Origin of the sequence: Planomicrobium sp. CPCC 101079 (assembly GCF_007859275.1) — a bacterium.
GTDB lineage: Bacteria > Bacillota > Bacilli > Bacillales_A > Planococcaceae > Planococcus.
This window is the reverse complement of the sequence record NZ_VOHC01000024.1, coordinates 313,199-328,051: the sequence shown is the minus strand read 5'-3', so window position 1 is coordinate 328,051 and position 14,853 is coordinate 313,199. Positions and strand designations below refer to the sequence as shown.

The 14,853-nt window shown below is 43.7% G+C and carries 19 protein-coding genes and 1 riboswitch; of the genes, 2 read left to right on the top strand and 17 right to left on the bottom strand.

Translation table 11 applies throughout. The annotated features are described in order from the left end of the window. Nucleotides 1-2: 2 nt before the first annotated feature. From fliJ to flgB, 8 genes are read right to left on the bottom strand one after another with little or no spacing between them, the layout of a single operon-like run. The gene (gene fliJ / locus FQV28_RS11795) at nucleotides 3-470 is read right to left on the bottom strand and encodes a flagellar export protein FliJ (RefSeq protein ID WP_146496701.1); all 468 of its coding nucleotides are present in this window, start codon (nucleotides 468-470) and stop codon (nucleotides 3-5) included. Beyond that, entirely contained in the window at nucleotides 467-1,789 is a 1,323-nt protein-coding gene (gene fliI / locus FQV28_RS11790; RefSeq protein WP_146496700.1) for a flagellar protein export ATPase FliI, read from the bottom strand. Before fliI ends, fliJ begins: the two co-directional genes overlap by 4 nt. Further along, nucleotides 1,776-2,558: a FliH/SctL family protein gene (locus FQV28_RS11785; protein ID WP_255472925.1), complete on the bottom strand. Its 783-nt coding sequence runs from the start codon at nucleotides 2,556-2,558 to the stop codon at nucleotides 1,776-1,778. The genes fliI and FQV28_RS11785 overlap by 14 nt, the downstream gene beginning before the upstream one ends. A 1-nt stretch (nucleotide 2,559) precedes the next feature. Next, nucleotides 2,560-3,573 carry a flagellar motor switch protein FliG gene (gene fliG / locus FQV28_RS11780; protein ID WP_146496698.1) on the bottom strand — a complete coding sequence of 338 codons (1,014 nt, stop codon included), beginning with the start codon at nucleotides 3,571-3,573 and terminating at the stop codon, nucleotides 2,560-2,562. A gap of 11 nt (nucleotides 3,574-3,584) precedes the next feature. Next, nucleotides 3,585-5,216: a flagellar basal-body MS-ring/collar protein FliF gene (gene fliF, locus FQV28_RS11775; protein WP_146496697.1), complete on the bottom strand. Its 1,632-nt coding sequence runs from the start codon at nucleotides 5,214-5,216 to the stop codon at nucleotides 3,585-3,587. Between the two features lie 32 nt (nucleotides 5,217-5,248). Beyond that, nucleotides 5,249-5,539, bottom strand: a complete 291-nt coding sequence (fliE, locus tag FQV28_RS11770) for a flagellar hook-basal body complex protein FliE (protein ID WP_146496696.1) — start codon at nucleotides 5,537-5,539, stop codon at nucleotides 5,249-5,251. Between the two features lie 27 nt (nucleotides 5,540-5,566). Beyond that, complete coding sequence (gene flgC, locus FQV28_RS11765) at nucleotides 5,567-6,022, bottom strand: flagellar basal body rod protein FlgC (protein ID WP_146496695.1); 456 nt, start codon at nucleotides 6,020-6,022, stop codon at nucleotides 5,567-5,569. A gap of 5 nt (nucleotides 6,023-6,027) precedes the next feature. Further along, nucleotides 6,028-6,429: a flagellar basal body rod protein FlgB gene (gene flgB / locus FQV28_RS11760; RefSeq protein ID WP_146496694.1), complete on the bottom strand. Its 402-nt coding sequence runs from the start codon at nucleotides 6,427-6,429 to the stop codon at nucleotides 6,028-6,030. Nucleotides 6,430-6,513: 84 nt separating this feature from the next. Continuing rightward, nucleotides 6,514-6,601, bottom strand: a riboswitch (cyclic di-GMP riboswitch). A gap of 210 nt (nucleotides 6,602-6,811) precedes the next feature. Between flgB and FQV28_RS11755 the strand changes: the two genes are divergently transcribed. Both FQV28_RS11755 and FQV28_RS11750 read left to right on the top strand, forming a co-directional pair. Continuing rightward, complete coding sequence (locus FQV28_RS11755; RefSeq protein ID WP_146496693.1) at nucleotides 6,812-7,648, top strand: flagellar hook-basal body protein; 837 nt, start codon at nucleotides 6,812-6,814, stop codon at nucleotides 7,646-7,648. Between the two features lie 16 nt (nucleotides 7,649-7,664). Then, entirely contained in the window at nucleotides 7,665-8,489 is an 825-nt protein-coding gene (locus tag FQV28_RS11750) for a flagellar hook-basal body protein (RefSeq protein WP_146496692.1), read from the top strand. Between the two features lie 446 nt (nucleotides 8,490-8,935). Here the strand turns inward: FQV28_RS11750 and flgL are convergent, their stop codons facing one another. The 9 genes from flgL to fliS form a co-directional block, all read right to left on the bottom strand. Then, entirely contained in the window at nucleotides 8,936-9,820 is an 885-nt protein-coding gene (gene flgL, locus FQV28_RS11745; protein ID WP_146496691.1) for a flagellar hook-associated protein FlgL, read from the bottom strand. A gap of 24 nt (nucleotides 9,821-9,844) precedes the next feature. Beyond that, the gene (gene flgK, locus FQV28_RS11740; protein ID WP_146496690.1) at nucleotides 9,845-11,110 is read right to left on the bottom strand and encodes a flagellar hook-associated protein FlgK; all 1,266 of its coding nucleotides are present in this window, start codon (nucleotides 11,108-11,110) and stop codon (nucleotides 9,845-9,847) included. A gap of 25 nt (nucleotides 11,111-11,135) precedes the next feature. Next, the gene (locus tag FQV28_RS11735; RefSeq protein WP_146496689.1) at nucleotides 11,136-11,621 is read right to left on the bottom strand and encodes a flagellar protein FlgN; all 486 of its coding nucleotides are present in this window, start codon (nucleotides 11,619-11,621) and stop codon (nucleotides 11,136-11,138) included. A gap of 28 nt (nucleotides 11,622-11,649) precedes the next feature. Then, nucleotides 11,650-11,922, bottom strand: coding sequence for a flagellar biosynthesis anti-sigma factor FlgM (gene flgM, locus FQV28_RS11730; RefSeq protein WP_146496688.1), 273 nt, complete (start codon nucleotides 11,920-11,922; stop codon nucleotides 11,650-11,652). 20 nt (nucleotides 11,923-11,942) lie between these two features. Continuing rightward, complete coding sequence (locus tag FQV28_RS11725; protein ID WP_146496687.1) at nucleotides 11,943-12,374, bottom strand: flagellar protein; 432 nt, start codon at nucleotides 12,372-12,374, stop codon at nucleotides 11,943-11,945. Nucleotides 12,375-12,443: 69 nt separating this feature from the next. Beyond that, complete coding sequence (locus tag FQV28_RS11720; protein ID WP_146496686.1) at nucleotides 12,444-12,860, bottom strand: flagellar basal body-associated FliL family protein; 417 nt, start codon at nucleotides 12,858-12,860, stop codon at nucleotides 12,444-12,446. A gap of 16 nt (nucleotides 12,861-12,876) precedes the next feature. Next, nucleotides 12,877-13,644, bottom strand: coding sequence for a flagellar motor protein MotB (gene motB, locus FQV28_RS11715; RefSeq protein WP_146496685.1), 768 nt, complete (start codon nucleotides 13,642-13,644; stop codon nucleotides 12,877-12,879). Continuing rightward, complete coding sequence (gene motA / locus FQV28_RS11710; protein ID WP_146496684.1) at nucleotides 13,634-14,431, bottom strand: flagellar motor stator protein MotA; 798 nt, start codon at nucleotides 14,429-14,431, stop codon at nucleotides 13,634-13,636. The genes motB and motA overlap by 11 nt, the downstream gene beginning before the upstream one ends. 36 nt (nucleotides 14,432-14,467) lie before the next feature. Beyond that, nucleotides 14,468-14,845 (bottom strand): flagellar export chaperone FliS, encoded by a 378-nt coding sequence (gene fliS, locus FQV28_RS11705; RefSeq protein ID WP_146496683.1) that lies wholly within the window; start codon nucleotides 14,843-14,845, stop codon nucleotides 14,468-14,470. Between the last annotated feature and the right edge of the window lie 8 nt (nucleotides 14,846-14,853).

The window sequence follows — 14,853 nt, the reverse complement described above, 5'->3', positions numbered from 1 at the left end:
GCTTACCCTCTTTCCGCTGCAGTCGCTTGCATGTTCCGGAAAAACCGGGTGCTTGCGATCTCGTCAAAAAAGATTTGTTCTTCAGCTTTTATTTGTTCTTCGAATAAAACAAATTTTTGCTGCTTCAAGTTGTCCCAGGTTTTTTCTTCTTGTGCTTTTTCCTGCAGATTGTTTTGTGACTTCTTGACATTGTTTTGCAGGCGCTCAAGTTCGCGGTTTGACATCACCAATTGGTCTTGCAGCTGTTGAATATAATCCATCATCATTCTAAGTTCGGAAATGTTGACGCCTTCTTGCTGTTTTTCCTTTTTCAAAAGTTCAGCATCAAGCAGCATGTTGTAGATCGCTTCTTTTTTCTGATAGCCGACTTCTTCTTGCTTCATGGCATCCGCCATTTGGATTTGAGCAAAGCCTTTTTCATTTCCTTTTATGTCTAAAATCTTTTGAAAGCGAAAATTGAATTTCGTCACGTTCTACTTCCTCCAAACTGTGCGGATAGCCGGCCAACACTTTCTTCAAGCTTGGCTTTCTCATATATGTCTTGCTGTAAATATTCTCGTATTAACGGATAAGCCCGAACCGCATCGTCGATTTCTTTATTAGCGCCGCTTTTGTAAGCGCCGATATTGATCAAATCTTCGGATGCGTTATACGCGGCGAGCAGTCTTTTCAATTCGATGGCCGCTTGCTGATGTTCTTTTGAAACCACTTCGTGCATGACCCGGCTGACACTTGCCATGACATTAATCGCTGGAAATTGGCCTTTTTGGGCAATCTTGCGGTCGAGCACAATGTGCCCGTCCAAGATTCCCCGGACCGCATCCGCAATCGGTTCGTTCATGTCATCGCCGTCGACGAGTACTGTATAGAAAGCGGTGATCGAACCTTTGCTTGATGTACCGGACCGCTCCAGAAGTTTTGGCAATAATGCAAAAACACTAGGCGTATAGCCTTTACTGGTCGGCGGTTCACCGACAGCGAGGCCAACTTCACGCTGGGCCATCGCAAAACGCGTCACCGAATCCATCATCAGCATGACGTTTTTTCCCTGATCGCGGAAATACTCCGCAATTGCAGTTGCCGTCAAGGCCCCTTTGATCCGTTGAAGTGGGGTCTGGTCGGAAGTCGCTGCTACGACAACGGATTTTTTTAATCCTTCAGGACCTAAATCACGTTCGATAAAGTCCCTGACTTCCCGGCCACGTTCGCCGACTAAAGCGATTACGTTTATGTCTGCTTCTGTATTTCTAGCAATCATGCCCATGAGCGTGCTTTTTCCGACCCCGCTTCCAGCGAATACACCGATGCGCTGGCCTTGGCCGACCGTCAACAATCCATCAATCGCACGGACGCCGACAGATAAGGGTTTTTCAATCCGCGGGCGGCGAAGCGGATTTGGCGGCATGTTGTTCGTCGAATAATTCGATAATCCTTTTGGCAATGAACTTTCATCGAGCGGTTTGCCCATGCCGTCAAGCACTTTTCCAAGAATGGATGGCCCCACTTTTATTTGCAGCGGAAATCCAGTCGCGACGACCAAACAGCCTGGCCCGATTTGCGAAATGTCCCGGAGCGGCATCAGCAACACTTTGTTTTCTTTAAAACCGACCACTTCCGCTTCGATGGGGCGTTCATGTTGGTTGGGATACAACAGGCACAATTCGCCCATTTTGGCGTAAGGACCACGCGATTCAATGGTCAAGCCAATCACTTGAATGACTTTCCCATGCTTTTTCACCGGTTCGATTTCATCCAGCAGCGCCAAATATTCATCTTTAGGAAAGGTCATTGTTTGTTTTCTCCTCAAAGTAAATCAACAATTGTTTTTTGATTTCTTCCAATTGGCCGTCAATCGTGGCATCATACGAGCCGCTTGTGGTATGGATTATGCAATCGCCTTTTGATAAAGTCGCCACTGGAATTACTTTTAATTGAGAATCTGCCCGTATATAGGTTTTAAGTTCTTCGAAGAAGGGTAGAATAACCGAGTAGTCTTCTGAAGATACCTGTAAATGCACGTCTTCAGACTCCTCGATGTGTGACAATGCTTGCTTGACAACATTTATTATTTGATCATCGTGTTGTTTCAGTTCGGTTTTAATTACTTTTTCTGCGGTTTTCACGCTTAATTCAAGCAAAAATGGTTCTGCTTGCTGAATGATTTTCTCTTTTTCAGCATAAGCGAGTTCTAGAAGATCTTGCATCTTCTCCTGTTTTTGGCGATAGTCTTCTTCCGCTCTTAGAATCCCTTGCCCATAACCCGCTTGATAGCCCTTTTCCGCCGCTTCATCAGCCATTTTCTGCGCTTTCAGTTCGGCTTCTTTTTGCTTGTCCAGCCACCATTGTTCAATCGCTTTTCGTGCTTCTTCCTGTTCAAATTTTAGTTGGTTTTGCAATTTCTCCAGTTGTGTTTCCAAAATGCTGATTTCTTGCGTCAAATATTGCCTTTTTTCACTCGGAGCCATTTCCATCCCATTAAAATCCAGCTGTTTAGTTTCTATTTTCTTCGTCCCGATGATTTTTGTTTCGGTTGCTGAGAAGGATTGGAAGCGAATCACATTAGACAATCACTTCATCCCCTTCACCACGGGATACAATAATTTCCCCATCTTCATCCAAACTGCGAATCAAAGCAACAATGGTTGTCTGCGCTTTTTCGACATCTTTCAGTTTGACAGGGCCCATAAATTCAATTTCTTCCTGAATAACTTCAGCTCGGCGAGAAGACATATTGGCATAAATGCCATTTTTCACTTCTTCGCTTGCTACTTTTAATGCGTAAGTTAAATCCATATCGTTGACATCGCGAATAATCCGTTGAATCGAACGCGTATCCAAATTGATAATGTCTTCGAAGACAAACATGCGTTTTTTGATTTCTTCGACGAGATCCGGTGACTCTGTTTCCAGTTCAGACAGAATTGCTTTTTCAGTCCCACGATCCACTTTATTCAATACGCGGACGATAGCTTCGACGCCGCCTGTAGACGTATAGTCTTGGGCACCCGTCGCCGACAATTTCCGCTCAATGATTTGCTCGACTTGATGGATGATTTCTGGAGAAGTACTCTCCATCAATGCGATTCTTCGCGCCACTTCGGTTTGTTTTTCTGGAGGCAGCTGCGACAAAATTTGTGACGATTGTTTCGGATCCAAATAGGAAAGGACAAGGGCGATGGTCTGAGAGTGCTCATGCTGTAAAATATTCAGTATTTGGGTTGGATCGGCTTTTCGGGCGAAGTGGAACGGCTTTACCTGTAAACGGCTTGATAACCGGCCGATTGTCTCATTCGCTTTTTCTTTTCCCAACGCTTTTTCTAGTATTTCCCTCGCGTAGTCAAGACCACCTTCACTGACATAATCCTGAGCCAAAATCAATTCATAAAACTCGTTCATTACTTCTTCAGTTTCGCTGCTCTTCAAATGCCTCACATTTGCAATTTCCATTGTCAACTGGTCAATCTCTGATTCCGTCAGCTGCTTAAAAATATCAACTGACACTTCAGGGCCTAACCCAACAAGCAAGACAGCTACTTTTTGAACGCCAGTCAACTCTTTCATACTTTTAACCATATGCCACTCTCCTACTCTTCAGCCATCCATGTACGCAATAGTTTAGCAAAATCATCTGGGCGTCCTTTGGCCAACTTTTCAATTGTTTTCCGCTTTGGATTCTCCGTTGCATCAAATTCAGACAAGTCAAACTCATCCTCTTCCAATTGTTCGACTTTAACGACTGGTTGGTCGAATATATCGAAATCGTATTCCTCTTCTTTTTTCTTTCTTCTGCGCATCATCAAAACCACTATCCCACCAAACAACAATACAACCGCACCTGCAATTGCCAGCATCAACGGATTGCCGATAAGCGTTTCAAACCAAGAAACTTGTACCGGTTCTTTCTCAACTATTGCTTCCGGTTTTCCTTGGAATTCAGTCGCAAAGACCGAAATGCGGTTATCAAGATCTTCTTCTGTTACTTCTTGTCCGTTCATACTTAGAGAAGTACTGACGGTATTTTTCAAAAGGTTGCTGATGTCATCAATGTTTTGCTGCGTCAAGCTTGCCGGGTTTTGCGGATTCGGCGGCTCCACTCCTACGTTGATCGTGATGTCATCAATCACATACGGGCTCATTTCAATCTGGCGGTTGATTCGGTTTACTTCGCGGTTGATCCGCTCTTCGGTTTTCTCGGATTCGGTTGTTCCGCCTTCGCCAGCGGCCGGGTAATTCGCAATTTCAGTTTCGCCTGTCCCCGTTGTGTCTTCAATTGTCGCACCTTCACTCGCATATGTTTCGACAATCCGTTCAACACTGATATCAATGCCTTCGTTTGTTTCTTCGTTGACCGGCTCAACCAGTTTTTCTTCACGTTTTTCTTTTGTGAAATCGATACTTGTCATGACGGACACAACGACTTTATCTTGCCCAAGCGTCAAACCGAGCATTTGCTGCAATTCACGTTGGATGTCTTTTTCGATGTCCTGCTTAATTTCGCGTTGCTGCTGATAAATGGACAAGCTTGTGTCCAATTGGTTTTCTTCCTGTGCTTCAAACACTTGGCCATTTTGGTCCATGATCACAATTTCTTCTGCCGGCAAATTCGGTACACTTTTGCTGATCAAATGATAAAGGCCGTTTACTTGCTTAGGATCCAATTGAAAAGAAGGATCTCCTTTGACAACGACCGAAGCTGTCGCCACTTGCTCTTCATCCGTGATCCAGACATTTTCTTTCGGCAACGTAATCATGACACTTGCTTCAGTTACGCCGTCAATTTGTTTGATAAGCGAAGCGAGTTCATTTTGCATGGCATCGCGTTCTACAACATCAAAATGCCGGTCGGTCATGCCAAGCCCCATGTTTTCGCTGAAAATTCCGTAGTCGACATTGCCGCTTTCCGGAATTCCTTCAGCCGCCAGGTTAACTTTCAAATTAGAAATTTGTTCTTTTGGCACACTGATGGTTGTACTATCAGCCGAAACTTGCACCGGAATGCCTTGTTCTTCAATTGCCGATTTGATTTCACCAGCTTCAGAAGCTTCCAATCCGGAGTAAAGCGTACCGTATTCGGTTTTATTGCTGAAAAAGACAAAAGCCAAAATAATCAGGAATGTAGCAAAAAATGATCCCACAATCGTCCACTTGACGACCGGCGAAAAATTGCTCCATGAACTTGTTAGTTTACTTTTAAAACTTGCCATCTTTTCTTTCATTTATCGTTCATCCCTCATCTTTGCCTTAAGGATCATAGTTGCATTCTCATAACTTCTTGGTAAGCTTCCACAACTTTGTTGCGCACTTGCACGGTCAATTCCAATGAAAGGCTCGCTTTTTGCGCAGCAATCATCACTTCACTGACATCGTTCACTTCGCCTGTCACCAATTGCTTGGTTTTTGTATCCGATTCTTTTTGCGCCGCATTCACATCTTGCAATGCCTGTTTAAAAATATCGCCAAAGCCTTCAGCCTTGTTTTCGGTCTTGGCAACCGAAGGGCTCTGGAACATTGGTGTTTGAATTTGACTGATTGGATCCATAAGAACACTCCCTAACACGTAGATTAATTACTTCCCGATTTCCAACGCTTTCATAAACATTCCTTTTGAAGCATTTAGTGCCGTGACGTTTGCTTCATATGAGCGAGTCGCTGACATCAAATCGACCATTTCTTTGACCGGATCAACATTTGAACTAAGCACATATCCTTCTGCATTGGCATCCGGATTTGTCGGATCATAGGTTTGTGTGAACGGTGCATCGTCTTCTTTAATGCGTGAAGCCATGACTCCCGAAACTTGCGCTGACCCTTTGTTTATCGTCGATTGCAGTTTTTGCTCGAATGGAGATACGCCCACTTGCGACAAATCCACTGTTTTCCGGCGGTACGGCAGCCATTCCCCGTCCACCAGTTCTGCCCTATTTGTATTAGCGTTTGCAATATTGGAAGAAACCACGTCCATACGCAGTCGATTTGCCGTGAGTCCAGAAGCACTGATATTCAATCCACTAAATAAGCTCATCTGCTTCACCGCCCGCCATTGATTACTGTCCGAAGACTATTTAAATTTCCGTTCACACGTTCTGTTAACGCGTTATACCATAGTTGGTTTTCTGCCAGTTCAGCCATTTCAACGTCCATGTCGACGTTGCTGCCGTTCGTGTTGTATGTTGTGGAGTTATTAACTTTTATTGAAGGATTGGATTGTGAAGAGCTGTTTCCAAATGAAATATGTTTTGGGTCTGTTTTGTAGCTGGCCAATGGCTGGTTATTCAAAACACCGTTCAATGTTGCCTGGAAATCCACTTGCTTGCTTTTGTAGTTCGGTGTGTCAACATTTGCGATGTTGGAGGAATGCACTTTTTGCTTTAGTGCGGACGCTGCCATAGCTTGCTCCAGCGATTTGAAAGTTGGTGATAAGATATTCAATTTTACTTGCTCCTTTACTAAAGTATATTTTGCATATAAAAATCCACCCTTAAAAAAGGTGGATTTACATTAAACAATCCATCTTTCGGCAACCCGGCTACCTTATATAGTGATATACGTAGGCCCGTGGCTTTGCGTCCTTCTCTTTCGAAGAAGTTTGCCATTATCGTTGTATTGAACCGTTCATATTTTCAAACTCGTCAATTAGAACTATTTTGAAATATTGGTCTAAGTCATAGTATCACCTTTTTATGAATTTGTATATTTTTCTTTAAAAAATTTTTTCAACTATATTTTCCATTTTTTTATTTTGTTTATACTAGATTGGTGATATGCTTACGAGATAATCATCATAATACCGAGTGAGAGGAAGTACCTGCCTATGTTTCGTGGGTTATATACAGCCACATCTGGAATGATGGCTCATAATCGAAAACAACAAGTTTTAACCAATAACCTTTCTAACGCTAATACTCCTGGATTCAAGCAAGATCAAACAGTTTTGCGCGCTTTTCCCGAACAGCTTTTGAGTGCAATGGGCAAAGGAACCGCGATGCAGAGCGGTTCCCAGAAGATCGGTACGCTGAATACAGGCGTCTATGCTCAAGAAGGCATCCCTTCTTTTACACAAGGAGCTTTAAAAGAAACAGGCAACAGCACTGATATTTCTTTAATGTCTGAGATGTTGCCGGTGAATCCTGAGACCGGTCAAAAAGGGACAATTGTGTATGCAGTGCGCACTGAGAACGGTGAAGTACGATATACCCAGAACGGCCAGTTTACTGTCGACCAAGATGGTTTCCTCCGAACGAGCGATGGCCATAGCGTTTTGAACCAGGACTTAACACCCATAAACGTTATTTCAAAAGAATTTACGGTGCAAAATGATGGCCAAATTACCTTGGAAAACGGCGCATCTCCTGGCAGCTTATGGATCGGGTACACGGAAAATCCCGCACAATTGGTAAAAGAAGGACAAGGATTGCTGCGCTGGGATGGTGCCGAAGCGGATGCTCCGCAATCGGTTGAAGATGTTCCCCTTCTGAACGATTCGGCTTCATTTGTCCAACAAGGTTATCTGGAACAATCCAATGTGGATTTGACAACTACGATGACTGAAATGATGAGCACCTACCGCGGTTTCGAGTCAAACCAGAAAGTAATCCAAGCCTATGACCGCAGCATGGAAAAAGCGGTCAACGAAATTGGCCGGATTTAAAGGAGAAGTTGACTAAATGAATATCCAAATGAATACAGCAGCCACTACGATGCGAGAACTTCAGAAAAAAGTCGATATGATTGCAAACAATGTGTCTAACGTTAACACGGCGGGTTATAAACGCCAAGAAGCGAATTTTTCGGACGCACTTGTCCAATCGATTGAAAAGCAAGCAAATCCGCCGCATGAAGTCGGCCGCCAAACACCGTACGGCCTACGGATCGGCAGCGGCGCAATTTTTGCCCAAACCAGTTTGCAGACTGAGCAAGGAACGGTGAAACAAACCGACCGTCCGCTCGACTTTATGATTCAAGGCGATTCCGGATTTTTCCGGGTGGCATCTGAAGGGCAAACGTTCTACACTCGCGATGGTTCTTTCCAGTTGCAGCCTGTGCCGAATTCAGACCAGGTAAATCTGGTAACAGCGAACGGCGACTCGGTTCTCGACAGCAACGGCCAGCCGATTTCGTTTAACGGCGAGTACGAGTCCATCCAAGCAAACGAAAATGGCACGCTCCAAGTGACTTATAAAAACCAAGCGCTCGCACCAACACAGATCCAGCTCGGCATAGCGGATATCGCCCGGCCAAACTTGCTGGAAAAAATCGGCGGCAACCGCTACCAGCTTCCGGGAACTGAAGCGGAACAACTAGCGAGCGGCAATTTGCAGCTCGGCAACAACGAAATCAAAATCAGCCAAGGCGCACTCGAAATGTCCAACGTCGATTTGACTGACGAAATGACCGAACTGATCGCAACACAGCGTTTGCTCGAATCCCAAGGCAAAGCGATCACTTTTGCTGATGATATGATGGGCTTGGTCAACACGATGAAAGGTTAATAAAAAAAGCAGATGCGCAATGCATCTGCTTTTTTTATTTGTGTGCAGCACGGGTCTTCCAATTTTTTTCATGAACAATTTCGTTTCTTTCATGAACCATCTCCACTTTTACATGAACCACTTCCTGCCAATCAGGAACAAATTCATTTCTCACATGGACTCTTCCTCTCCTAACATAACGAACCCAAAACTCGCTTCTTTTGCCTAACAAATAATTACACCAAAAACTTATTAAGTCTTTCTATTTATTTTTCTTCGTATAAACGCCTCTTTTTCCGTGACCATTGACCGGTTAATTATTTTTTTATTTTAAGCACTTTACCATTAGACAAAAGCATTTCCTTATATAATAGAAGGAAAGTAAAATTTATGTTAAATTTGCTTCGTAAAAATTAACCAAAACTATAGAAAAAAGCAGTCTGCCGAAGCAGACTGCTTTCCTGTTTTTATCTTAAAAAGTCCATTAAAGTCGGTTGAATAATTTTCGCTGAAGAAGCGAGACTAGCTTGGTAAACACTTTCTTCGCTCTTCAATTTGATGATTGCTTCTGCGTAATCAATGTCTTCCAGTTTTGACAAACGCGCTCCAAGATCAAGCATGCTGTCCTGGATGCGGTTTTCAATCGACTCCACTCGGTTCGTCCGAGCCCCAACTTCAGCCGCCGCCCCCAGCAGGCGATCAATACTCGTATCAATTGTTTCAAGAGAAACGGTATTTTCACCTGTTCTCAATCCAACTGCCAAATCTGCCAAGGTTTTAAAAAGATTGCCTTCGTCTTCAATATTGCCAAACATTTGGTCTGCTGTTACGTTGACTTTTACCGTAACATTCTCGCCAATTGTAATGAGTTTCTCGCTATTATCAAATGAATTAGTTAAGTAGGAATCCGGATTCGGAAACGGTGCTTCGTCTGTTTTTGTTCCGTTGAACAAGTAATTATCGTTTATTTTAGTATTTGCAAACTGGCGGACTTGTTCATTCAATTGCTCGACTTCAATAGCAATCGCTTCCCGGTCACTTGGAGACAAACTGTCATTTGCCCCTTTGACTGCCAACTCCCGAGCACGTTGCATGACATTCACTACTTGATTGATCGTCTGGTCGCTTTCATCCAGCCACAGCTTTGCTTCATCTACATTGCGCTCAAATTGTTCATTCGCCGCAATCGTACTTTTTAAATTCATTGCTTTGCTTATGCCGTTCGGATCATCGGATGGACGCGACAGCGTTTTTCCAGATGCCACTTGGTTGTTTAGCTTCTCGAATCGGCTTAAGTTTTGGTTCATTTGGCGCACCGAATTTTGGTGCATCATTTGCTGTGTGACTCTCATTTTATTTCCCCCAATTACGCCGGCTTATCGTCCCATCTGGTTGATGATGACGTCGAGCATTTGATCTGTAGTTGATACGAACCGCGCCGCGGCGCTATAAGAATGTTGGTACATGATCAAGTTGGCCATTTCTTCATCAATTGACACACCGGTCACAGACATCCGGCGGTTGTCTGTCGCCAACAATGCCGCTTCGTCGTTTTCAACCCTTCTGATTGCCGACTGGCTTTGCGCTCCAAGTTCACTGACAAGCGACTGGAAGAACGTGTTGACTTTTTGGACATCGCCATTTGCGTTTTGCGCCGGGTTGTCTCTGCTGATGGTCAGATTAACGTTCAGTTCCGAAACCTTAAACGCCGCATTTTCTTTTGTGAAAAGGTTCGCACCAGGCGCAGCTGCATCTGCCAAGCCATTTGCCGTCACAAATTGTTCTATCGTGCTTGCAAGTTCCGTCTGATAGTATTTAACGGTTTCAATCGACTCGATGATGCCAGCCAATTTTCCGCCGCTTACTTCCGTTCCGTCAACGATTGATCCGCTTTGTACATCGCCTTTGACTAACGAAGTACCGGCAGTTCCATCGGCATTTTGCAAACTGATTGAATTTGTACCGTCCGTATTTGCAGTAACTTTAATGGAAGCGAGCGTAGAAAGTTCTTCGACCAATACATCGCGTTTGTCCATCAAATCATTCGCTTGGCTGCCCGCTTTTTTGATACTGCCATTCAATTCTGTTATTTGCTTCACTAATTCATTTGCATCTCTAACCGTATTCGTTTGCTGCAGGTTTAAATCATCTATTGCATAAGTCATGTCACGGTCCATTGCCTGCGCCGTATTGACAAATTCGATTGCGCGTTCTTTCAATACAGTCTGCGCGGCGGAACTTTTCGGTTCATTGGCGACGTCTTGCCAAGCTGCCCATAACTGATCCATAGATGAGCTAAGCCCGGTTTCACTCGGTTCGTTGATAATTGTTTCAAGCCGATCGAGCGTTTGCTGCTTTACTTGTGATTCTCCAAGTGTAGAAGATTGGTCTTGGAATTGGCGGTCTAAAAAACTGTCTCTCACACGGGTTATTGAATCCAAGGAAACACCGGTACCCAGCTGACCGCTTTTTCCACCGGCAGTCCATACATCGAGTGACGGAGAAGCGCTAGCGTTCACTTGTTGGCGTGAATAGCCTTTTGTATTTGCATTGGCAATATTTTGGCCAGTTGTCGTGATGCTTGCTTGAGTTACAGCTAAGCCGCGTTTTCCAAGTTCTAATCCGTGAAATGTTGAAACCATGTTTTTTCCTTCCTTCTGCCTTTAATCAAGCTTTTGTATCAAAAAAGCCGCGGCTGCTAGTTTGTGATTTTTGTTGTGCTAATGGAGACTGGTAATTGAAGTTTTGTTTTTTTACGGTAGTGACTTGATCAATCATGTGCTGGACAAAATTCATCGCATCTTTCAGCAATCGTTCATTGATTCGGTTTTTCACCTGTAATTCGGTTAGCACTTCTTGCAGCGCCGCCATGCATGACTGCAGTTCTTGTTTCATCTCATCATCCGGCAATTGATCAACAAATTGGCTGAAAGATTCACCTGGATAGTTTTCAAGCACAGCGTTTACAAGCCGTTCGCGTTCTTGGTCTATTCGACCGAGCTGTTTGATCAGCTTTGCTTCTTGTTTCACTAGTAAATTCAACTCATTGATATTGCGTTCGATCAATATAGTTCTTTTATGTTCCGCAAAATCAATGAGTTGTTTCTGTATCATAATAAGCTCATCTAGCGTCGCGACGACTGACTGGAGCATCCGACACCCTCCTCTTCAACACCCTGCTCTACTTGCCGAACCAGAACTGAAACACTTTATCGGCAACTTTCTCCGCATTGTTCACATATTCGCCGGACTCGATCTGGGCTTTTAATAAATTGATTTTTTCTTGTCTGGCTGCGTCAGCTTTTGTATTTTTCCCATACATTTCTTTAGCTTGGCTTGAAATCTCCAATTGATCTTCCTTTTGCACCGGTTTACCCTTCGCCGCTGGAGCGGCTTGCATTTGTTTTTGATAAGATTGAATAAAGGATGAACCTGTAGTTTTATCTATATTCATACCTTCACCGCCCTGTTAGTTTATTTGCTTTTCTTTATATGCCAGTAGCCTCGATTTTTGTGCGGCTCTGATTTTTTCACCATACTGTCAGCCAATTGTTCGCTTTTTAACACCCGGTTGACATCCGTCGCAAATTCGTCGAAGCAGGAATTGCATAAAACTTGTCTTTTTATCAGTTTACCACACCGGTTGCACGGATAACCGAGGTTCGGGAAATCACCCGCAAAAATACGGCCGTCCCTGATAAATTCAATCAAGCGTTTGGCAGAAACATTAGTAGCTTTTTTCACTTCAGCTAACGTAGCCAACCGGTTATCTTCCACTTTCAAAAAATCATTGACGAGTTCAAATTCGTCCTCAATTTTTTTATAACAATCCAAGCAATGATCGGTATGCACTTGCAAAAACAATCTGCCGCAAATGGCACAATTTTTTAAGCGGTTTGAATCCATTTTGGACCACCTGATGCTTTCTATTATTTATATCGGCAAAAGCCGAAAAAAGTTTAGCCTAAAATGCAATTATTGTACTTTAAATTCCGTTACTAAGACACGTTCAACTTTTCCAGTCGATACAACTTTATTGAGTTTTTGGTATAGTTCTTCTTCAAGTTGCGAAATACCGTCCTTGCCGACCATTTTTTCTTTCGTCATCCCCGCTACCGTTGATATGATAGCAGCCCGGATTTCAGGCGTCCGCTTTTCAGTTTCTTCCTTCGCCTTCTTGCTGTCCAATTGAATATTGAATTGCACAATGCCAAAATGGTCAGGAGTTGCAAGGTTTGTCGTAATGACGTCTGTGTCAATACTGCGTTCCGCAAGTTCTTCAGCGGACGGTTTTTTGTCTGCCGCTTCTCCAGGCTTCATAAAATACATAAACCCACCACCCGCCAATAACGCGACAATAATAATGATGAGAATCAAATTCATTTTCCCCATAGGACACCTCTACCAATTAATTTTCTTCTTGATGTTGATAATTTGAAATTAGAACTTCTACACGGCGGTTTTCCGCTCGTCCTGCGGCGGTATCATTCGATTTGATCGGCTGATATTCACCATAGCCGGTAGCGCTAAACCTTTTGGGATCCAAGTCTTTGTTCTCCAAGATGATTTTCATGAAGTTAATAGCACGGCCTGAACTCAATTCCCAGTTTGTTGGAAATTCATCCGATTTTGTCGGTACATTATCGGTATGCCCTTCGATAAAAATGTCCCGTGGAGGATCTGTAACAATCAATCGTGAAATTTCCTTTGCAATCGTCTTAGATTCTTTTGTTATGTCCGCACTGCCTGATTCATACAGAACTCCTTCTTTGATCTTCAAGACTAACCCTTTCGCTGTCATTTCGGTTTGCAGTTTCGGGTCTAGCCCTTTTTCTTTAATGTAGGCTTCAATTTTTTCTTGGAGAGTTCCAAGGTCTTTTTGGTCTTGAAGCCGGGAAACTTCTTCTTCGCTTCCTTTGTCCGGCTCTTCTTCGCCAATTTTTGTAATTGGCGAAGTATCTGCGAACGTTTCAACAGCCGCCTGATTATCCAGGACACCGGTCCCGCCTTGAAGTTCACTATTGAATGACTGGGAAATTTGTTCAAATTTCTTTGAATCCACTTCGCTGGCCGCGAACAAGACAATAAATAACGCCAGCAAAAGCGTCAAAATATCGGCATAAGGCAAGAGCCACGCTTCATCTACATGTTCTTCATGTTTTTTCTTACGCTTCAACTTGAGCACCCACTCTGTCCGGCTCTTTCAGTTCACGGTCTTTCGATGGCAAGTACGTAAGCAGTTTCTCTTCGACCACGCGTGCAGGCAGTCCACCTTGAACGGCCAATAATCCTTCAAGCATAATCATTCTCATTCGTACTTCTTGTTCCGATTTTCGCTTTAATTTGTTAGCGAAAGGATGCCAAAGCACATATCCCATGAAAATCCCGAACAGCGTCGCGATGAACGCCGCAGAAATCGACTTGCCGAGCAAAGCTACATCGTCCAAATGGCCAAGCGCGGAAACAAGCCCGATAACCGCACCTAATACACCTAATGTCGGCGAGTACGTTCCTGCTTGCGTGAAGATTTTCGCGCCCAGTTCATGGCGTTCTTCCATCGCCACAATTTCTTCTTCCATCAATTCCCGGATTTGTTCTTGCGATTGCCCGTCTACAACCATTTTCAAGCCGCGCTTTAAAAACGCATCTTCCACTTCTTCCGAACGTTCTTCCAGCGATAAAAGCCCTTCTTTGCGTGCCACCATAGCCCATTCCGTAAACATTGGGATCATGTCTTTTACCGGCACCGTTTTCAAATCGCTAAACACGACTTTAAAAAGCGTTGGCACTTTTTTCACTTCATCCATTGGAAACGCCACTAGTATACAAGCGATCGTTCCGCCTATGATAATGACGAGTGCCGCTGGATTATACAAAGCGATCGGGCTCGACCCTTTTAAAATCATCCCGCCGATCAGTACTGCAAAACCAAGAAATACACCTATTCCTGATGTTTTATCCACATCAAAACCCTCATTTCAATCGTTAATCGCGGGCCGTTATTGCCCTTTTACACTGCCCATCACTTGTTTCCACGTCTCGCGCATATCGCGGGCATAACCTTCCACTTCTATCAATATTTCTATATCATTTTTCGTATTGGCTTCTATTAAGCGCGTATACATATATTCGTAAAGCTGGTCCATGTTTTTTGAAATCTCAATATCCAGATTCAATGTTGCGCGAAGTTCATTGACAATGTTTTGCGCTTTGATGATATTGGTATTTTTTTCTTCGATGTTCTTCTCGAGCATTGCCCGTTTGGCTATTTTGATGAACTTGACGCAGCCATTGTAAAGCATAAGCGTCAATTCCTGCGGCGAAGCGGTTAACACTGAATTTTGCTGGTACGCCTGATAAGGATTGATTGTTGACATTGTGATCC